At 42.0% G+C, this 20896-nt stretch carries 20 protein-coding genes; 15 read left to right on the top strand and 5 right to left on the bottom strand.

Annotation, left to right across the window (positions count from 1 at the left end; translation table 11 throughout):
* The first annotated feature begins 72 nt into the window (after nt 1–72).
* Nucleotides 73–4494 (top strand): DNA polymerase III subunit alpha, encoded by a 4422-nt coding sequence (gene dnaE, locus ABD873_RS10495; protein ID WP_345068119.1) that lies wholly within the window; start codon nt 73–75, stop codon nt 4492–4494.
* A 95-nt stretch (nt 4495–4589) separates the two neighbouring features.
* Nucleotides 4590–4907, top strand: coding sequence for a thioredoxin (gene trxA, locus ABD873_RS10490; protein ID WP_039053280.1), 318 nt, complete (start codon nt 4590–4592; stop codon nt 4905–4907).
* A gap of 64 nt (nt 4908–4971) precedes the next feature.
* Here trxA and bshB1 read toward each other — a convergent pair whose 3' ends face one another.
* On the bottom strand, nt 4972–5691 hold the full coding sequence (gene bshB1, locus ABD873_RS10485) for a bacillithiol biosynthesis deacetylase BshB1 (RefSeq protein WP_345068116.1): 720 nt from the start codon (nt 5689–5691) through the stop codon (nt 4972–4974).
* Nucleotides 5692–5782: 91 nt separating this feature from the next.
* Complete coding sequence (locus tag ABD873_RS10480; protein ID WP_156138132.1) at nt 5783–6406, bottom strand: DUF4294 domain-containing protein; 624 nt, start codon at nt 6404–6406, stop codon at nt 5783–5785.
* A gap of 175 nt (nt 6407–6581) precedes the next feature.
* On the opposite strand from ABD873_RS10480, the gene ABD873_RS10475 reads away from it, so the two are divergent.
* The 7 genes from ABD873_RS10475 to coaA all read left to right on the top strand — a co-directional run bounded on the left by ABD873_RS10475 (nt 6582) and on the right by coaA (nt 14790).
* A complete protein-coding gene (locus ABD873_RS10475) occupies nt 6582–8789 on the top strand; it encodes a RelA/SpoT family protein (RefSeq protein ID WP_345068113.1) in 2208 nt (735 codons plus the stop codon).
* Nucleotides 8790–8868: 79 nt separating this feature from the next.
* Entirely contained in the window at nt 8869–9357 is a 489-nt protein-coding gene (locus tag ABD873_RS10470; protein WP_345068111.1) for a Fur family transcriptional regulator, read from the top strand.
* 124 nt (nt 9358–9481) lie between these two features.
* Entirely contained in the window at nt 9482–10756 is a 1275-nt protein-coding gene (locus tag ABD873_RS10465) for an adenylosuccinate synthase (protein ID WP_345068109.1), read from the top strand.
* Nucleotides 10757–10759: 3 nt separating this feature from the next.
* Nucleotides 10760–12031 (top strand): anthranilate synthase component I family protein, encoded by a 1272-nt coding sequence (locus ABD873_RS10460; protein WP_345068107.1) that lies wholly within the window; start codon nt 10760–10762, stop codon nt 12029–12031.
* Between the two features lie 103 nt (nt 12032–12134).
* Nucleotides 12135–13364: a nucleoside recognition domain-containing protein gene (locus tag ABD873_RS10455; RefSeq protein ID WP_345068105.1), complete on the top strand. Its 1230-nt coding sequence runs from the start codon at nt 12135–12137 to the stop codon at nt 13362–13364.
* 33 nt (nt 13365–13397) lie between these two features.
* A complete protein-coding gene (locus tag ABD873_RS10450; protein ID WP_345068103.1) occupies nt 13398–13772 on the top strand; it encodes a methylglyoxal synthase in 375 nt (124 codons plus the stop codon).
* A 61-nt stretch (nt 13773–13833) separates the two neighbouring features.
* Complete coding sequence (gene coaA / locus ABD873_RS10445) at nt 13834–14790, top strand: type I pantothenate kinase (protein WP_345068101.1); 957 nt, start codon at nt 13834–13836, stop codon at nt 14788–14790.
* Here the strand turns inward: coaA and ABD873_RS10440 are convergent.
* Nucleotides 14777–15625, bottom strand: a complete 849-nt coding sequence (locus ABD873_RS10440) for a mechanosensitive ion channel family protein (protein WP_345068099.1) — start codon at nt 15623–15625, stop codon at nt 14777–14779. The two genes, coaA and ABD873_RS10440, sit on opposite strands and share 14 nt — an antisense overlap.
* A 135-nt stretch (nt 15626–15760) precedes the next feature.
* Here ABD873_RS10440 and ABD873_RS10435 point away from each other — a divergent pair, with 135 nt between their 5' ends.
* Nucleotides 15761–16717, top strand: a complete 957-nt coding sequence (locus ABD873_RS10435) for an acetyl-CoA carboxylase carboxyltransferase subunit alpha (RefSeq protein WP_039053768.1) — start codon at nt 15761–15763, stop codon at nt 16715–16717.
* A gap of 52 nt (nt 16718–16769) precedes the next feature.
* Here the strand turns inward: ABD873_RS10435 and ABD873_RS10430 are convergent, their stop codons facing one another.
* A complete protein-coding gene (locus ABD873_RS10430) occupies nt 16770–17561 on the bottom strand; it encodes a patatin-like phospholipase family protein (RefSeq protein ID WP_039053769.1) in 792 nt (263 codons plus the stop codon).
* A gap of 123 nt (nt 17562–17684) precedes the next feature.
* Between ABD873_RS10430 and ABD873_RS10425 the strand changes: the two genes are divergently transcribed.
* The 5 genes from ABD873_RS10425 (at nt 17685) to ABD873_RS10405 (ending at nt 20366) form a co-directional block, all read left to right on the top strand.
* Nucleotides 17685–18281, top strand: coding sequence for a TetR/AcrR family transcriptional regulator (locus ABD873_RS10425; protein WP_345068096.1), 597 nt, complete (start codon nt 17685–17687; stop codon nt 18279–18281).
* 3 nt (nt 18282–18284) lie between these two features.
* Nucleotides 18285–18917 (top strand): nitroreductase family protein, encoded by a 633-nt coding sequence (locus ABD873_RS10420; RefSeq protein ID WP_345068094.1) that lies wholly within the window; start codon nt 18285–18287, stop codon nt 18915–18917.
* Between the two features lie 176 nt (nt 18918–19093).
* The gene (locus ABD873_RS10415) at nt 19094–19408 is read left to right on the top strand and encodes a hypothetical protein (RefSeq protein ID WP_345068092.1); all 315 of its coding nucleotides are present in this window, start codon (nt 19094–19096) and stop codon (nt 19406–19408) included.
* A 47-nt stretch (nt 19409–19455) separates the two neighbouring features.
* A complete protein-coding gene (locus tag ABD873_RS10410; protein WP_345068090.1) occupies nt 19456–19665 on the top strand; it encodes a hypothetical protein in 210 nt (69 codons plus the stop codon).
* An 8-nt stretch (nt 19666–19673) separates the two neighbouring features.
* The gene (locus tag ABD873_RS10405; protein WP_345068088.1) at nt 19674–20366 is read left to right on the top strand and encodes a response regulator transcription factor; all 693 of its coding nucleotides are present in this window, start codon (nt 19674–19676) and stop codon (nt 20364–20366) included.
* Here the strand turns inward: ABD873_RS10405 and ABD873_RS10400 are convergent.
* Nucleotides 20323–20868: a hypothetical protein gene (locus tag ABD873_RS10400; protein ID WP_345068086.1), complete on the bottom strand. Its 546-nt coding sequence runs from the start codon at nt 20866–20868 to the stop codon at nt 20323–20325. The genes ABD873_RS10405 and ABD873_RS10400 overlap by 44 nt on opposite strands.
* Nucleotides 20869–20896 lie beyond the last annotated feature (28 nt).

The following is a 20896-nucleotide window of genomic DNA, read 5'->3' as shown; positions in this document are numbered from 1 at the left end:
TTTATACTTATAAAATGCTGCTTAGTTTCGTTAATTTTGTTTGATAAAGCGAGGAAGAAAGAGAGATCAGATATGTATATAATTTTCGATACCGAAACTACGGGGTTGCCAAAGCGTTGGGATGCACCGATTACTGATACGGACAATTGGCCGCGATGTATTCAGATTGCTTGGCAATTGCACGATGAAATGGGTAGATTGATAGAACATCAGGATTACCTTATCAAACCTGATGGCTTCAACATTCCTTTTGATTCTGAAAAAGTTCACGGTATCTCTACGGAGTTGGCTACCGAACAAGGCGTTCCCCTACCGGAAGTGTTGGTCAAATTCAATGAAGCACTACGAAAGGCCAAATTTGTTGTAGGTCAAAACATAGGCTTCGATATCAACATCATGGGCTGTGAATTTTACCGCTATGGTGTGGAGTCGCCCATGGCCAACATGCCGGTGCTTGACACCTGTACCGAAGTGACAGCCGAGCTGCTTAAACTTCCGGGAGGTCGTGGTGGCCGCTACAAGCTGCCTAACCTTACCGAGCTACACTCCTATCTTTTCGGCGTTCCTTTCGCCGAAGCTCATAACGCTACAGCCGACGTCGAAGCTACCACACGCTGCTTTTTCGAGCTAGTACGTCGTGAGGTGTTTACCGCCGAAGAGCTGCAGGTAGACAGCGGATATTTCGTAGAATTCAGACAGCACAACCCTACGGAGATTGCGCCAGTAGGCCTTACCCATATCAACCTTAAGGCTGCCTCGGAGGCACTGCGCAACAAAGATAAAGGGGCTACAACCACAGTCACTGTAGATGCCGCAACAAAAGAGGCGCTGGCCAATGCTGCCTTCGCTCATCTTCATAACCACTCGCAGTTTTCGGTACTGCAATCCACCATCTCCATAGGAGATTTGGTTTCTGCAGCGGCAAAACACAACATGCCGGCAGTGGCACTGACAGACCATGGCAATATGATGGGAGCTTTCCATTTCGTCAGCAAAGTGTTGGCGCACAACAAAGATGTGGAAGCCAAAAATCAGGAAGCTATTGCCGCCGGTGATGAACCAAAAGGCCAGATTATTAAACCAATCGTGGGATGTGAGTTCTATATCTGCGACGACCGTAAAGATAAAAACCGAAAAGACAATGGCTATCAGGTCGTATTTCTCGCCAAAAATAAAGCTGGATATCATAATCTGGCCAAGATGGCATCCATAGCCTATACCGAAGGGTTCTACTACGTTCCCCGCATCGACCGCTCTGTAGTAGAACAATACAAAGAAAATATTATCGTGCTGTCAGGAAATCTGCAAGGAGAAATTCCCAGCAAGATATTGAATGTCGGTGAAAACCAAGCTGAAGAGGCTTTATTGTGGTGGAAAGAACAATTCGGCGAGGACTTTTACATAGAGATAATGCGTCATGGTCAAGAGGACGAAGACCGCGTCAACGAAACGCTGATAGCTCTTGCCCGTAAACACAATGTCAAAATCGTAGCGACAAACAACACCTATTACGTCAACAAATCCGACGCACATGCTCACGACATCTTACTCTGTGTTAAAGATGGTGAAAAGCTGTCCACACCTATAGGTCGAGGACGTGGCTTCCGCTACGGTCTTCCAAACCAGGAATACTATTTTAAGTCGGCAGAAGAAATGAAAAAAGCCTTCGAAGATCTGCCGGAAGCTATCCTCAACATCCAAGAGATATTAGACAAAATAGAAATATATTCACTTAACCGGAACATCCTGCTTCCTAAGTTTGATCTTCCGGAAGAGTTTCAACATCCGGAAGATGAGATAGATGGCGGCAAAAGAGGTGAAAATGCCTATCTACGCCACCTCACCTACGAAGGAGCTAAAAGACGTTATAAAGAGATTACCGACGAGATCCGCGAACGTCTGGATTTCGAGCTGGAAACTATCGAACGTACAGGATATCCGGGATACTTCCTCATCGTACAGGACTTTATCTCTGCTGCACGGCGCATGGGAGTATCTGTAGGGCCGGGACGGGGGTCGGCAGCAGGGTCGGCAGTAGCATACTGCTTAGGTATCACTAACCTAGACCCTATCAAGTATGACCTCCTTTTCGAGCGTTTCCTAAATCCAGATCGGGTATCCATGCCCGATATCGATATTGACTTCGACGATGAAGGCCGTAGCCGCGTCATGCAGTATGTGATAGACAAATATGGAGCCTCTCAGGTAGCACAGATCATCACCTACGGAACTATGGCGGCAAAGTCCTCTATCCGTGATACGGGACGTGTGCTGGACCTTCCTCTCGTGGAGACCAACGAGATTGCCAAGCTCATCCCTAACCTGAAGCTGAGCAAAATTTTCTCCATGGAAGAGGAAGCCCTCAAAGAGGTGTTGCGTGCGGAAGAATTGGAAGCAGTCAACAAGCTTAAAGCCTTGGCCGAAGGGGCCGGTCTGGAAGCTGAGACCATCCGCCAGGCACGTGTCTTAGAAGGATCCATGAGAAATACAGGTATACACGCCTGTGGTGTTATTATCACACCGGACGACATCACCAACTTTGTCCCTGTTTCCATCGCTAAAGATTCGGACTTATGGGTGACACAATTTGACAACTCGGTGGTAGAAAGTGCTGGCCTCTTGAAAATGGACTTCCTAGGGCTGAAAACGCTAACCCTCATCAAAGATACTGTAGCCAACGTCAAGCTGCGCCACGGCATAGAGCTGGACCCCGACAACTTCCCTATCGATGATGAGCTCACCTATGAGCTTTTCCAACGCGGTGAAACTGTCGGAATATTCCAGTACGAGTCTCCCGGCATGCAGAAATACATGAAGGAGCTTAAGCCCACAGTCTTCGCCGACCTCATTGCCATGAACGCTCTCTACCGTCCGGGACCTATGGAGTATATTCCTTCCTTCATCCGACGTAAGCACGGCATAGAGCCTATCACCTATGACTTAGAAGCCTGCGAAGAATACCTTAAAGAAACTTACGGTATTACAGTTTATCAAGAGCAGGTAATGCTGCTTTCACAGAAGCTGGCTGGTTTCTCCAAAGGTGATGCCGACGTCTTGCGTAAGGCCATGGGTAAAAAACAAAAAGCCGTATTGGATAAAATGAAACCGAAATTCATCAACCAAGCGGCAGAACGTGGTCACGACCCTAAAATTCTGGAAAAAATATGGACGGACTGGGAGGCCTTTGCGAGTTATGCCTTCAACAAATCCCACTCCACTTGTTATGCATGGGTGGCGTACCAGACAGCATATCTCAAAGCGCACTACCCCGCAGAATATATGGCAGCCGTACTGTCCAACAACATGAACGATATCAAACAGGTGACCTTCTTCATGGAAGAGTGTAGACGCATGGGACTCGAAGTGCTAGGGCCTGATGTCAACGAATCGCACTACAAATTTACAGTAAACGAAAGTGGAGCCATACGTTTCGGAATCGGTGCGGTGAAAGGCGTAGGTGCCGGCGCTGTAGATACCATAGTGCAAAATCGTGAAGAAGGACCTTATAAGTCTATCTTCGACTTTGCTAAACGTATAGATTTACGTGCAGCAAACAAAAAAGCATTTGAATCCCTAGCTTATGCCGGCGGCTTCGACTGCTTCAAAGACACGCACCGAGCTCAATATTTCCATAAAGATGGTGACAATAGCACAGGTATAGAAAAGGCTATAAAATTCGGACATCGCTTCCGCGAAAACGAAAGCTCAGCACAAGCCTCCCTCTTCGGAGGAGGAGCAGCCACATCTCTGCCGGAGCCAGTGCTAGCACCTTGCCAGCCGTGGGGCCTCCTCGAAAAGCTGAAGTACGAAAAGGATGTGATAGGTATATACCTGACCAGTCACCCGCTAGATAACTATAAATTCGAAATCAAAAATTTCTGTCCACATAAAGTGTCAGACCTGCAACTTATCAATAAAGTTAAAGCCGCTGAAGTGGATGAAGAAGTGCTGCTAGACTTCAACAGAATAAAAAACAAAGAAGTCGTAGTGGGAGGCATTATAGCCAGTGCAGCACATAAAGTCTCAAAAGCAGGAAAACCTTTCGGCTCGTTCGTCATAGAAGATTATACCGACTCCTTCGAAATTGCGGTCTTCGGCGAAGATTACGTCAAGTTCAAAGGATACCTTCAGGAAGGCTATTTCGTGCAAATCAAAGGGCTGGTACAGGAACGTTTCCGTCAAGTAGGCAACTGGAGCTTTGAGTTGAAAAGCATACAGCTACTGTCAGACCTGCGCGATAAGTATGCTAAAAGCTTTACCATACAGATAGCCCTACACCAGCTTGATGAAGAAATAATCCATAAAATACATGAGGCAGTGGAAGCTACTACCCCTGAAGGAGAAGTAGCAAACTGTCAGCTCAAATTTATGGTGGTGGATGTTCAAGATAACATTGCCGTGGAAATGCCCGCAAAAACGAAAAAAATTAAAATCACCAATGAGCTGATAGAAACCATTGAAAGCATGGAAGGAGTCAAATATAAATTAAATTGATAGTGTATAAATAATTATTACATTGCAATTACCGTGTAATTACCTCTGAAATAATTATCTTTGTTGAGGAATAAAAATATAAAGAGCGTATAGTTATGGCATTAGAAATTACAGATAGCAACTTTGATGAGCTTGTATTAAAATCAGATAAACCAGTTTTAATTGATTTTTGGGCTGAATGGTGTGGTCCTTGCCGTATGGTAGGTCCTTTAGTTGACGAAATCGCTAAAGAATATGAAGGTAAAGCTGTTGTCGGCAAAGTAAATGTGGACAACAATCCAGATATTTCAGTACGTTACGGTATCAGAAATATTCCTGCTTTATTATTCTTCAAAAACGGAGAAATCGTTGACAAACAAATCGGTGCTGTGCCAAAATCAGTACTTACAGCAAAATTAGACAAGCAATTATAAGATTGTAAACGGGATTTAAAAACAAAAAGAGGGATTTTAAAATGAAATCCCTCTTTTTGTTTTTTTATCTTAAGCTGAATAAATCATCAACGCCTAACAGTTTTCGAGTGGTGAAACCTTCCCCGAAGGCAACCTGGATATTTCGTCCGAATTCTCTACCTCGGGCCCTCGTATACTCTAAAAATTCCGGGGTGGAAATATAGGTCTGTGGGCCGTCATCATTATTAGATGCATTAAACTGTGTCTTATACGCCAAAATCGACTTTTCCTTGATGTCCCAGTAGTCAGATACATCCAAAATGATATCCGGTTGGATATACTTATCTTGAATGAGCTGTAATTGTAGCCGTGGGCGATAAGCTTCTTGCACCTCTCCGTTTAATGTAGTTTCTATGCGCCTTAATCCCGCCAAGAAGATGGCGTCATTTACCAGCTTACTGGCACGTCCATGGTCGGGATGACGGTCCTCTAAAGCATTGGTAATGATAATTTCAGGTTTATATTTACGAATGCAACGAATGATGGCGAGCTGCGATTCTTCGTCATTTTGAAAAAAGCCATCACGCAGCCCCAAATTTTCGCGTACATGTACACCAAGAATTTGAGCCGCATTGGCTGCTTCCTGTTTACGCGTTTCCGCTGTACCTCGTGTCCCTAATTCACCTCTCGTAAGATCCACTATACCGACCTTTTTACCTTCGGCAACATATTTTGCGATGGTTCCTCCTGCCCCCAATTCTGCATCATCGGGATGCACAGTCATTACCATTAAATCTAATTTCATAGTATATTTTTGTTCAAATATACCATTTATAGATTTTCCGTGTGGAAAAGAAAAGTGGAATGAATTTCAAATTTTAAAATGAAGGGAACTTCTATTGATAGGGTTTGTTGATAGGTCTCATCTCTTCGTATTCACGGATAATGTTTTCAATGACGAAATCTTCCTGTGGGTCATAGGTAGCTTTTAGGTTGTGACCAAAGACTTTGGCTACTCCTTGATAAACAAAAGCGGCCACACTACCCTTAAGATCCCTGACTAGCTTATAACTTGTATGTCCTGTCTGCCGTTCTATAAGTTTAATGAGAATTTTGCCTTGCGATACAGAAAGGTTCTTAACTTCATTATTTATTTTTTCCTTTATCTCACGTTCGCAAGCCTTGATTAAAGCCTTTTCTTCCTTCTTGGAATTGGCCATAGCCAGATCACGCTCTAGCTGCTCATATCTTTTCTGTGCATAAATGGCGTATGGAAGTACACGCAGCACATTTCTCTTCAGACGAAGATATTGCTGCCTTTGCTCTTCGCTTTTCCATACACGTTTGGCATACACATAAACAGTCTCTATGGGAAACCAAGGTACTATCTCACCGTTTTCCAATTTGGTGGTAGGATAATACATCACCGTTTCCGGCTTCCCAGCACCATAATGTGGCAATGTTAATGGCGGCATGGCTTCCTGCGCTTTGCCGACATTTTGCCCAAGCAAAGAAAACATCAACAAAACGAATATTTTACCAAAACTTTTCATTAACATTGACGAAAAAAAGGAATCAAAATCAAAGATAAATATGTATATTTATCAATAAATAGGCGTGGTTTTTGATACTCCATCACCTAGTCGTAAAGATAATTTTTTTGATGCAAATTTCGAAATTTTTGAGGAAGTTCTTATGGAAGATTATGTGATTGATATTGAGGCGGAAAATAAGGAGATACGTAAGCGATACAGAGCGTTATTAAGAGCTTGTAAACCTACCCTTAAAAAAGGCGACAAACAGATGATTCGCAAGGCTTTCGAACTAGCACTGGAAAGCCACAAAGACATGCGCCGCAAGTCAGGCGAACCGTACATATATCACCCCATTGCCGTAGCGCAGATCGCTGCGGAAGAGATAGGTTTAGGACCTACGTCTATCGTATGTGCCCTTCTGCATGACGTGGTGGAAGACACCAGCGTAACATTGGAAGACATAGAAGCACAATTCGGGAAAAAGGTAGCCAAGATTATAGATGGGTTGACCAAAATCTCGGGAGTCTTCGACCCTAACAGCTCCATCCAGGCGGAAAATTTCCGAAAAATGTTGCTCACCTTAGCGGATGACGTACGTGTGATCCTCATTAAGCTGGCGGACAGGCTGCACAACATGCGTACCATGGAATTCATGGCCCGCCACAAGCAACTCAAGATCGCTTCCGAAACTAGCTACTTATACGCTCCTCTGGCACACCGTCTTGGGCTTTATGCCATCAAGTCGGAACTGGAAGATCTTTCCATGAAATATACCGACCCGGATACGTATAAGTTTATCGCTAAAAAACTTAACGAGAAAAAAGCTGAGCGCGAAAAATATATCGAAGACTTTATCACGCCTATACAGGAGATTCTGACCGAACAAAATATAAATGCCGAAGTATTCGGACGTCCGAAGTCCATCTATTCGATTTGGAATAAGATGCGCAAAAAGTCTATTCCTTTCGAGGAGGTGTACGACCTTTTCGCTATCCGTATTATCATAGACACAGAATACGAAAACGAAAAGACCGAATGTTGGAAGGTCTATTCCATCGTCACAGACCTGTATCGACCAAACCCCGACAGGCTTCGCGACTGGATTTCGACCCCTAAAGCCAACGGCTATGAGTCTCTACATACCACAGTGATGGGACCTAAAGGTCAATGGGTCGAAGTGCAGATACGAACCAAGCGTATGAACGAAATTGCAGAAAAAGGATTTGCCGCACATTGGAAATACAAAGAGTCCACTTCAGACAACGGTCTGGACCAATGGATACAAAAGGTGCGTGACATCCTCAGCAATCCTGAGCAAAACGCTTTGGACTTTCTGGACGACTTCAAGATGAACCTCTTCTCAGACGAGGTTTTCGTCTTCACCCCAAAAGGAACCCTAATTCAGTTGCCTAATGGAGCTACTGCCCTAGATTTCGCTTTCGAAATCCATACCGATATAGGAGCTACATGTATTGGCGCAAAGGTAAACCATAAGCTGGTACCGCTTAGCCACCGTTTACAGAATGGTGACCAAGTAGAAATCATTACATCCAGCAAACAGACCCCAAAGGAGGATTGGCTAAACTTTGTGGTTACGGCTAAAGCCAAATCCAAAATAAAGTCCTCCCTAAAAGAAGAGAAACGCCGTATTGCTGAAGACGGTAAGGAGATCTTGGAGCGAAAGATGAAGTCGCTGAAAATCACCTATAACACAGACAATATCAACAAGATCGCCAACTTCCTTAAGTTTCCAAGCTCTCAGGACCTCTTCTACAATGTTGCCAAAGGAAACATTGATATCAAGCATCTAAAAGATTATCTGGCTAGTGAGAAGTCTCAGGAAAGCACGCAAAATCAGTTCACCTCCCATATCAATGGATTGGTGGAAAAGATTGACCGCAAAAACTCCGATACCATTTTGATTGGTGACGACTTCCAAAAGTTGGATTATACTTTGGCGCAATGTTGCAACCCTATTCCGGGAGACGACATCTTCGGCTTCCTTACCGTAAATGAAGGAATCAAGATTCATCGCACCTCCTGCCCTAACGCTTCTAAGCTGATGGCCAACTACGGCTACCGTATCCTTAAAGCAAAATGGGCCTCATCGAAAATCGACCATTCCTTCATCACCGGAATACGTATCTTGGGTATAGATGACGTTGGCTTGGTTAATAAACTAACTACAGTCATCTCACAGGAATTCAGTGTCAACATACGCTCTCTCAGCATCACCAGCAATGAAGGTATCTTCGAAGGAAATATCATGGTGAATATCAGCAACATTGAACAACTAGAAAGTCTAATAAACCGTCTTAAGTTAGTACCGGGAGTAACCAGTGTTACCCGTTATGAGTCAGAACATTAAAGTATCCTTCATCACTGCAAACGCAGCGATAGCATATTTGGAAATTAATTGGTAAATTTGCTTAGGAGCAATCAACAATATGAATCAGGCAGAAAATTACGAAACCGTAAAAAAAATTTTTGAGGCTTATCTAGAAAATAAAAATCTAAGAAAGACTCCTGAGCGATATGCTATCTTAGAAGAAATTTACTCGCGTAATGATCATTTCGATGTGGAATCCCTTTATATCCACATGAAAAATAAAAAATACAGGGTCAGCCGTGCTACTGTATACAATACTTTAGAGCTACTCGTATCTTGTGACTTGGTGACCAAACACCAGTTCGGACGCAACATGGCGCAGTTCGAAAAGTCTTATGGATATAAGCAGCACGACCACGTCATCTGCATAGAGTGCAATAAGGTGGTTGAATTCTGCGATCCTCGTATCCATCAGATACAAACCATGATCGGCGAACTGTTGAAGTTCGACATCAAACATCACTCTTTGAACCTGTATGGCATCTGCTCTACCTGCAAAGCCAAACGTGAAGCCGAAAAAAAGGACGAAAGCAAAGAAGTAATTTAAATTAAATTCTCTATACATTATTAATAATAGTAAATTTGTTCGGAAAATGGATCGACCTATTTTCCGAACATTGTTTTTAATAGAATTTGTAAAACTTTCAATCACAATATCAAATTAATACATTATGCAAGTTGATGTGCTATTGGGCTTACAATGGGGCGACGAAGGAAAAGGTAAAATTGTGGACGTATTATGTCCGCAATACGATTTGATAGCGCGTTTCCAAGGTGGTCCGAATGCTGGACATACGTTAGAGTTTGACAACAAAAAGTTTGTTTTAAACACCATTCCATCAGGTATTTTCAATAAGACTACTTTAAATCTTATCGGTAACGGAGTAGTAATCGATCCAATCATCTTAAAAAGAGAGTTGGACAACTTGAAAGCTGCAGGTTTCGACCCTATAGGTGAAGGAAAATTGGTATTAGCTCGTAAGGCACATTTAATCTTGCCTACTCACCAGTTGCTGGATGCCGCTTCAGAGTCAAAGATGGGGGCCAGCAAAATCGGTTCTACATTGAAAGGTATTGGTCCTACCTATATGGACAAAACCGGTCGCAACGGTCTTCGCGTGGGAGACACTACCCTAGCGGACTTCAAAGAACGTTACGAAAAGCTGAAAGCCAAACACCTAGAAATCTTGTCACACTACGGCGAAATTCCTGACTTCAGCGAACGTGAAGAAGCTTTCTTAGCGGCCATCGACTTTATCAAAACTATCCCTCATGTAGATTCAGAGCACTTGGTAAACCAATATCTAAGAGAAGGTAAAAAAGTTTTGGCAGAAGGTGCTCAAGGAACATTGCTTGACATAGACTTCGGTTCATATCCATATGTAACTTCATCGAACACCACGACTGCCGGTGCTTGTACCGGTTTGGGTGTGGCTCCTAACAAAATCGGAAGAGTAATCGGTATTTTCAAAGCGTACTGTACACGTGTAGGTGGAGGTCCTTTCCCTACAGAGCTGGACAACGAGGTAGGCGAAAAGCTACGTCAGCTAGGACATGAGTTCGGCGCCACAACAGGTCGTGCCCGCCGTACAGGATGGATAGACATCCCTGCCTTAAAATATGCCATCATGTTAAACGGCGTGACCGAGCTTGTCATGATGAAAGCCGACGTGTTAGATAGCTTCGAAAAGATATATGCTTGTACGCACTACAAATACAATGGTGAGGTAATCGACTATATGCCGTACGACATCAACGCCATTAAGCCGGAACCTATCTACGAAGAAATTGAAGGTTGGAATCAAGATCTTACAGGTATACGCTCGAAAGAAGAAATCCCTGCGGCTTTGGCCAACTACATTGCGTACTTAGAAAAAGCGTTGGAAGTTCCAATCAAATATTTGTCAGTAGGTCCAGATCGTACACAAACTATCGTATTGAAATAAGACATGGCAAAAGCCATCTTTGAAGTAAACATAGAAGGATTTGAACGTAAAGCTTTAGCTTGGGCGGAGCAGTTTGAACAGTGTTGTTATCTTCAATCGAATGGCTATAAGGACGCCTTCTCGGCCATAGACTCTATCTTGGCAGTAGATAGCATAGCTACCTTCGAGAGTTCCCAAAACACTTTCGAAAGTTTGGAAATATTTAAAACCAAACATCCGCAACAGTGGATGTTTGGTTTTTTTGGTTATGACCTCAAAAACGAGATTGAAGAGCTACACACCCCCTTCCCTAATCCACTGAAATTTCCGGACTGTTATTTTTTTATTCCCAAGGTACTGATAAAGTTCTGTGGTACCTCCATACATATAGAAGCCGACGATCCTAAAGCAGTATTTGACCAAATCAACAACTTTTCGGAAGAAGCTAAAGAGGAAAACACTGCCACTCCAAATATCCGAACCCGGATGAGTAAGGAAGAGTATTTCACGGCTTTCGATCATATGATTCGTCATATACGGCGTGGAGACATTTACGAAGTAAATCTTTGTCAAGAATTCTATGCCGAAAATGCCGTCATAAATCCTCTCGCAGTCTATCAAAAACTGAACAGGGTATCTCCTACTCCGTTTTCAACTTTCTTCAAGCTGTCAGATAGATATATTCTGTCTGCCTCTCCTGAACGTTTTCTCGCCAAAAGGGACAACATGCTGATTTCACAACCTATCAAGGGCACAGCACCTCGAGGGAATACTCACGAAGAGGACGAAAACATCATCAACGAGCTGAAATCAAATCCAAAAGAAATCGCAGAAAATGTGATGATTGTGGACTTGGTACGCAACGACATGACACGGTCGGCTCAGCCCGGAACGGTAGCAGCAGAGCGTAGACTGGAAGTACACACCTTTAAACAGGTTCATCAGCTAATATCCACCATCACTTGCACTAAGAGCAAAGAAATAAGTGATATTCAAGCTATTAAAAACATATTCCCTCCAGGATCTATGACGGGGGCACCTAAAGTGTCGGCTATGCGGCTGTGCGATACCTATGAACATTCACGCCGTGGAGTATATTCGGGAACCGTAGGATATTTTTCTCCGGAAGGAGATTTCGACTTCAATGTGGTCATCCGCACTATCCTCTACAACCAGAGTGAAAAGTATCTTTCTTTTCATACAGGTGGGGCCATTACCATTGATGCCGAAGCTGAAAAAGAGTATAACGAATGCTTACTCAAAGCATCGGCCATCCTGCAAACCCTTACTTCTTAAGTAAGCCGTTGACCTTTGGTCACAAAAAATTAACGCAAAAACCAAATACCAAATTGTTAGAATCAGGCAGAACTCTTACATTTACTACTGAAATAGAACAAATATGGCTTTAAATTACGTCTGGATATCATTTTTTCTTATCACTTTTGTAGTAGCATTAGTGAAACTTATTGGAGGCGACACCGAAGTTTTCCAAAATATAATCAAATCACTTTTCGACAGTGCAGCCAATGGAGCATCTATCTCATTAGGATTAATAGGTATGATGACCTTTGCTTTAGGCATCATGAAAATAGGTGAAAAAGGCGGTATGATCGCCATCTTCGCACGTCTGGTAGGTCCTTTTTTCAATAAACTTTTTCCTGAAATTCCGAAAAACCATCCCGCATTAGGCTCCATACTGATGAACTTCTCTGCCAATGCCTTAGGGTTGGACAATGCAGCTACTCCGTTGGGACTGAAGGCCATGAAGGAACTGCAGGAGCTAAACCCTAAAAAAGATACGGCCAGCAATGCACAAATTATGTTTATCGTGCTTAATGCCTCGAGCCTTACATTATTGCCCATTTCCATCATGGCGTACCGCCAAGAAGCAGGAGCAGCACAACCTTCGGACATCTTTCTGCCTATTCTTATCGCTACTTTCTTTTCTACATTGGCAGCCCTGATTTTGGTTTCCATCTATCAGAAAATAAACTTATTCAACAAGACCATCCTTCTTTATTTGGGTACGCTGACTGTCGCTATCGGGGCCTTGTTATACTATTTCTCTACGCTATCTCAGCCCGAAATAGAAATTATCTCCAAAGTGGCGGGGAATGTTATCCTGTTTACCATTTTTGTATCCTTCATAGCTTTAGCCTTTTACAAAAAAATTAATGTATATGACGCCTTTATAGAAGGTGCTAAAGAAGGTTTTTCCGTTGCGGTGAATATCATCCCCTACTTGGTAGCTATCCTCGTGGCTATAGCTGTCTTCCGAGCTTCGGGAACTATGGACTACCTTGTACAAGGTATTTCGTTTGTCATCGCCAAACTTGGCTTCGACACTTCTTTTGTAGAGGCGCTGCCAGTGGCCTTCATGAAACCTTTAAGTGGATCTGGAGCAAGGGGATTGATGGTGGAACTTATGAATACCAAAGGGGCTGACGACTTTGCTGCTCGCGTGGCATGTGTCATCCAAGGATCTACCGAAACGACATTCTATGTATTGGCGGTATATTTCGGATCGGTAGCCATCAAAAATACGAGACACGCTTTGCCATGCGCCCTGCTATCCGAGCTCGTAGGTGTCATCGCGGCAATCGTAGTGGCTTACATATTCTTTGGATAAGAAAATATACTAAACTATATAAACTGTTTGCTTATGAAAACAATAGCATTGATTGCGCACGACGGAAAAAAGGCAGAGATGGTAGCCTTCGTCAAAGACCATATCGAATACCTTAAAAAAGCCCATCTCATTGCTACAGGAACTACCGGAACATATATTCTGCAAACAGGCTTACAAGTAGAGTTGAAACTTAGTGGTCCCAAGGGAGGTGATGCCCAAATAGCGGCATTGGCAGCAGAAGGTAAAATTTCGGGAATAATATTCTTCAGAGATCCTTTAGGAAAGCACCCACACGAACCAGATATACAGATGCTTATGCGAATATGTGATTTATATAATGTACCACTAGCAACAAATCCCGCGACAGGTTCGTTAATAATAGAAGGATTATTGGATGAAAAAGAATAAAAATAAATCCTTTCAAAAAATTGTAGGAAAGCTATATTTGCGCCACTAAAAGGAAAAATAAATGCTATCATCTCCGGAAGAAAAACTTTTGAACAGTCCTTTCCTAGATTTCAATCGAGCAGAATGGAAAGAACTGAACGGCCACTTCAACCTAAGCTTAAGTGTTGAGGAGATAGACAAGCTGCATGCAGCCAACGAACCGCTAAACTATGCGGAAATCGAAGAAATTTACTTTCCGTTGGCACGCCTGCTGGAACTTCATATCCAGCAATACCACGAAGTGCGTCATACCATAAACAAATTCTTCCGTAGAAACCAGCAGAAGCTCCCCTTTATTATTGGTATAGCTGGTTCTGTAGCGGTAGGCAAAAGTACTACAGCAAGAGTGCTCCAAAAGGTGCTCTCCTTCCTGCCGGAAAAACCCAAGGTTGCTTTGGTCACTACTGACGGTTTCCTCTACCCTAACAAGGTGCTCTCCGAAAGAGGAATCCTCAACCGCAAAGGTTTTCCCGAAAGTTACGATACCAAGAAACTCCTCAACTTCCTCACCGCCGTAAAGTCGGGTATACGCCAACATATCGTACCCGTATATTCGCATCTTCATTATGATATTCTGCCTGACGATACCCTACTGATTGAAGATCCTGACATACTTATCGTTGAAGGTATCAACGTGTTGCAGGTAAACTCCCAGAAAGGACAAAACAACAAGATTTTCGTTTCCGACTATTTTGACTTCTCTATTTATGTGGATGCGAAAGAAGAAGACATCATACAGTGGTATATCAACCGCTTTGAGTCCTTACGAGCCACAGCCTTCCAAGATCCGGACTCTTACTTCCACCGCTATGCCAACCTGACACCGAAAGAGAGCAAAGCCATGGCCATACATATATGGAATGAAATCAACAGTCCCAACCTGCATAACAACATTTTACCGACAAAATACAGAGCCGATCTCATTTTGCAGAAAGGATCCAACCATTTCGTCGAAAATGTTAAGGTTAGGAAGATTTGATTCTATCGTGTTCAAACAGCAGGATCTCACGCAATATTTCATTTTCTATATCGCGATGTAGCCTGTTACTACTCGTAGTAGCGTATAGCTCAAACTTATATTTTACATAATCTTTTCCTACTTCTTGCACAATAAGCTTCGGTGTGTGGCTTTGATCTATATTCGGATGATTGGTTAAAATAGGGATAATCTCCTTTTCCAAAGTTTTTATATCGGAGGCTACGGACAGCGGCAGCTCAAATTTTATGGTAAAGAGCTGTGAGCGGTGTGCCGACAGGTTAACTATAGCCTGCGTAAACACCAGATTGTTGGGCACCATAACGATATCATCTTCCTCATTTTGCAAGACAATATTAGCGAAATTGATATCCATAATTCTTCCCTTATAATCTCCCACCTTGATGCGGTCCCCTACAGACAGCTGATCCGAAAACATAATAAAAAGGCCACTCAGCAGGTTGGTAATATAATCTCTAAACAGTACCGCAATAGCCATGGCCACGATGGTCAAACTGGTTACAAACTCTATAGGGTTAATTCCTAAGCCTACCATGATCGCAATAACCAGAAGTACGGCGTTCACCATACTTGTCACCCTGTTAATGGCCAGCACGAAATTGCCTCGCACGTTTTTATTCGCATGGCGGGCATTATAGAGCGAAATAACGGTAAAACGAATGATAGACAAGATAATGCTGGGAATCAGAAAGGTGTTTCCCCCTTTAATAGCCTGTAGAAGTACAGTATTTTCCTTAGTATCCGGAAATACAATATATATGGCTACAAATAAAATAGCTGCTACAACCTTAAGTATAAAGATAACTATAGTGTTCATGCAAAAAAGTTTATCCGCTAATTCAAACAGTACTAAACTAATAAAATTAATTGTTGCCGAGTATTAAAAAAGCGTTTTAAATTATCCAAAAATACACTAACTTAGCCAGAATAAACGATGAGTGTAATTTATTATATGAATACTACATTTGATTTTGAAAAGCCAATCGCAGAATTGCAAACACAGATAGAGAAAGTGAAGCAGGTGTCAGAAAAGACGAAAGTGGACATGAGTGCTACCATCCGCGAATTGGAAGAAAAGTTGGAACAAACAAAAATTGAAGTATATAAAAACATGACGGGCTGGCAAAAAGTTCAAATGTCAAGACATCCGGAACGCCCGCAGACGTTGGACTACATAAACATGATCTGTGAAGACTTCATCGAACTTCACGGAGACCGCACAGTAAAAGACGACAAAGCTATCGTAGGTGGTTTCGCGTCAATCAACGGTCAGTCAGTGATGATCATAGGTCATCAGAAAGGTAAGAACACCAAAGAAAGACAATACCGTAATTTCGGTATGGCGAACCCAGAAGGTTATCGTAAAGCGTTGCGTCTGATGAAGATGGCAGAAAAATTCAACAAGCCTGTCATCACACTTATAGACACGATGGGTGCTTATCCGGGCTTAGAGGCTGAAGAAAGAGGTCAAGGTGAAGCTATCGCCCGCAACCTGTTAGAAATGTCCGTATTGAAAGTGCCTATCATTTGCGTCATTATAGGTGAAGGAGCTTCCGGCGGTGCCCTAGGTATAGGTGTAGGAGATCGTGTATATATGATGGAAAACACTTGGTATTCAGTTATATCTCCTGAATCTTGTTCTTCTATCCTATGGAGAAGTTGGGATCACAAAGAACGTGCAGCAGAAGCCTTAAAACTTACTGCAGACGACATGTTGGCCAACGGCCTTATCGACGGCATCATCCCAGAACCGCTGGGAGGAGCCCATCAAAATCCGGAAGAAGCAGCGTCCAACCTTAAGAACCAGCTGTTGTCCGACTTAGGTATCCTGAAAACGAAAGATGCCGACACACTGGTGGCCGAAAGAATTGACAAATTCAGCAAAATGGGCGTCGTAATCGAAGAATAATTATTCTATTTTCTATAGAAAAAATGCGATTGACAAATGTCAATCGCATTTTTTATTTCTTTCCGTTTAAAAGTCCTGCCAGCTGCTCTTCAGCAAACTGATAGCCGGTATCTATCAACTCTTTCGAACGGTCAAAGTCCCAAATACCGGAAATATTATGTGGAATATGAACAGTATAATTCGGTTTGTATAAGTCTATGTTGAGCTGTGTAAGCTTTCTTCGCATGGCAAAATAGGACTCTTGCAGCAGGGATATGGCATTCAGCTTCTCGTAGGCTATAGGTGTTTTCAGTAAGGGAGGACCATCTAAATTTACAGCCACAATTATATTCTCACGATGGCGAACATAGTTGATAGGCAGAGGATTAAGCACTCCTCCATCTACAAGAAACTGACTTCCCGTATTGACGGATTTAAACACACCAGGAATAGCTATAGAAGCTCTTATCGCATGATATACACTACCATTCCGGAAGACGACTTCCTCCTCATTGACAAGATCCGTAGCCACAGCAGCATAGTTTATCTTCATATTTTCGATGGGTACATCCTCAAACACTTCCTGCAGAGTATTCAACACGCGCTGTCCTTTCAGAAAGCCGTAGCGCGGATCTCCGAAATCCATCAGACGGAATACTTCCCGCTTAGTGAGCTTGGACATCCATTCTCCCAACTCATGAATACGACCTTCGGCAAAAGCAGCGCCTACCAAAGAACCTATGGAGCAACCTACCACCTCGTCTATTTCAAATTCATGCTCTATCAACCAGTTGATAACGCCTATCTGCGTAATGCCGCGGGCACCACCACTACCTAAAACTAAAGAGATTTTTTTCCTATTCATCGATATCTTGAAAGATGCTTTATCAAAATAGGAATTGTCAGATTAAAGTACAATTTTTATTATAATTTGCATAGAAAAATTAACACCGTTAGCTTTGCTAACACTGTTAACTAATGCAAGTAAATGCTATCACGTAGAGAAAAAGAAATATTAGAGCAAAGGCAAGCCATAATCGATGAATCTTGGAAAATTATTCAAGAAGAAGGATGGCAGGCTCTTTCCATCCGCAAAATTGCGGAGGCTATAAATTATAGTGTCCCTATAATCTATAAGCATTTTGAAAATAAGGAAGCTATTGTAGAGTATTTTTCGAAAGAGGGATTCAAATTGCTTTCCAAGGAACTAAAAGACTCTCTATCGGAAAATTCCAGTGCAGAGGACAATCTACGTAATATAGCATTAGCTTATTGGCATTTTGCTTCTAACCATACAAAATACTATCGTATTATGTTTGGCTTAGGAATACCTGCCTGTGAAACTATAAATAGCTCCGAGGAAATGAAATCCAGTTCCAATCAGATGCTCAACGCTATTGATAAAGTTTTAATTCATCATAAAAATACGGCGGTCGACAAGCATTTGAAGCTTAAAACATTTTGGTCTATGCTTCACGGCTTTATTGCTATAGACCTACTTTCTAATCACAAAATTTCAAACACACCTCCTCTTACCCTTATAGACGCGGTAGAAGGATTTATTTATACATTACAAAAAAAATAATATATGAGCTTATTAGAAGATTTAAAGTGGAGATACGCGACAAAAAAAATGAATGGTCAAGCGGTAGCTCAAGAAAAAGTCGATTATATCATTGAAGCGGCACGTTTGGCCCCTACTTCATCTGGACTACAACCTTTCAAAGTAATTCAGATTACAGATCCTGAATTGAAAGCTAAGATTCAACCTATAGCTTATGGTCAGTCTCAGATTGTAGACTGTTCGCATCTATTGGTATTTGCGGCTTATGACCGTTATACACAGGAGTATTTGGACAAAGTTTTTGAATACAGCGAGAAAGAAAGAAACTTACCTGCTGGCTTTTCCAACGACTACAAAAATATGTTGTGGAGTAAGCTGTCTCAACAAACGCAAGAAGAACATTTTAACCATACGGCAAGACAAGCCTATATAGGCTTCGGATTGGCTATCGCAGCTGCTGCCGAACAAAAAGTGGATGCCACTCCTATGGAAGGCTTCGACAATGAGCAACTCGACAAGCTTTTGGGTTTGGATAAATTGGGGTTAAAATCAGTGACTTTATTAGCCTTAGGTTATAGAGACGAAGCTAACGACTGGAATGTCAAATTGAAGAAAGTACGTTTCAGCAAAGAAGATTTTGTCATTCATCTAAATTAATAGACGCTATGGCTAGGAAAAAGCAGGTCTGTCGTCCGGGCAGACCTGCTTTTTTATACCTATTAATAGGTATTTGTTGTTTTTCATTAAGAAATCACAATCATATTTTTATCTTTGCAGCTTGTAGTTCTACATCTACCTATTTAAAGAAACACTAACACAACGGATTGTTCTTAATGGCAAACACTTTTGTAATTGGAGTGGTATTGAATTTGCAGCTGTTTTTAAACTTTGTCATTCCTTCAAAAAATACCACTCAATTCGAACAAAATATTACTTCATTAATCCATAAAGGAGAATTAGAGAAATCGTTTTTTTTTATCCTCGAAAAAGGAGAAGAAATCGGTGCGGATGATTATTACGGCCAATATAAGCTTCTTCTTCACAAAGCCGCCTTATATAAACAGTTGTTCAACTACACTTTGGCACTGGAATGCCTCACCTTAGCAGAAGAAATTGGAAAAAAGATAAACGCCACTTTGAAGAAGTAGAAGCAAGAATTAGTGTTGAAAGGCTTTTTATAGCATACGAAGCAGCTATGCAGGAGGAGACGCGAATATTTTTACGCAAAATAAGCCCTCATCATCTGAAACATATCCCCGACCCTATAAAAGCTTTTTATTGGACAGTTTTAGCCGGACTGGCGAGTAAAGACAAGCAATTCGAGAAAGCAGAAAAACTGCTTACCGAAGCGATATACATCTTCCAAAAAGAAGCCCCCAAACATCTAATCTACCGTATGCACTGATCACAAAAATGGAATTCCATAAAAGACAGGGGCAGAAAGATAAAGTATTGGAAGCGTTTGAAGAAGGCATCCGCGCGGCGCAACAGTACCAAAGTAAATATTACACGCTGGTTCTTCACTACACCCTAACGCAATATTACCTCCACACCAATAGTGCGGCAGAACTACTCTCAGCTCAAGAAGCTTTCAATAAACTATGGAAAGCTTATGATACTTCTAACATCTTAGGACAGCTGAACATTATAGAGCAAAAACATCTAGGTCGAATTACCTCCGAAGAGTTGGAATACGCAAAAAGCAAAGTCCGTTATTCTACCATCATGACTTGTATTCTCTTTATCTTGTTCGAAGGGATAGGATATTTATTTTTATTCAGAAAAAATAAATACAAGCCTAACAGCACGGTCCTACTACACAATCATGCGAATCTGGAGGAAGGAAATGCAGACCTTATGGCCTTGACAGACCGACAAAGAGATATCATAGAGCTTGTTAAGCGAGGAAAGACCAATAAAGAAATTGGGGAAATTCTCTTTATATCGGAAAACACCGTGAAATACCACCTTAAAGCAATATATAGTATTATGGGGGTTGACAGCCGCCACGAGCTTAAGAGAAAAGCAGCATTTTTACCTCCCCCCCACAACAGAAAATGTCTTATAAAGCCGTTAGCTTTATCTTATGCTTTTTTAACAGCTTAGCTGCATCATCAGCAGACAAGACCTTAAGCGTATAGGTACTTGGATAGAACGTTTTATCTTCGGCAGACTCATGTCTCAACGTTAAGGAAAGCACCTGCCCCTGCTCCTTATCGTAATAGATATTTTCCAATCCTAAAGAAGGTATTGCAGAAGTGTGTAGAAGCATATAAGACTTGGACTCCAACACCTTACAATAGTTGATATAAAGATCCTTAAATGGAAAGCTATAGCTTACCGTAGCACCTTCCGTCTTCTTTTTTGATTTATATGAAAGATATATGCTATTGCCGTATTTGAATACCACGGAATCCGTAGCACTCAACTTATCGTTGAAAATATTAGCAATGCTGAAATCCTGAGCTATCATTTCACTCTGTATGCTGGCAAGAGTTTTTCTTGTCATACCTTGAATATCTTTAAGCTCTATTTTCTGCGCTGCAACTTCCTGACATGTCAGCGAAACAGCAAACATCAAGGCTATCTTGAGTAGTTTCTTTTTCATAATCGGATAATTTAAAAGGGATATCTTT

This window comes from Sphingobacterium thermophilum, assembly GCF_039541675.1.
GTDB lineage: Bacteria > Bacteroidota > Bacteroidia > Sphingobacteriales > Sphingobacteriaceae > Sphingobacterium > Sphingobacterium thermophilum.
This window is presented reverse-complemented; position numbering and strand designations above follow the sequence as displayed.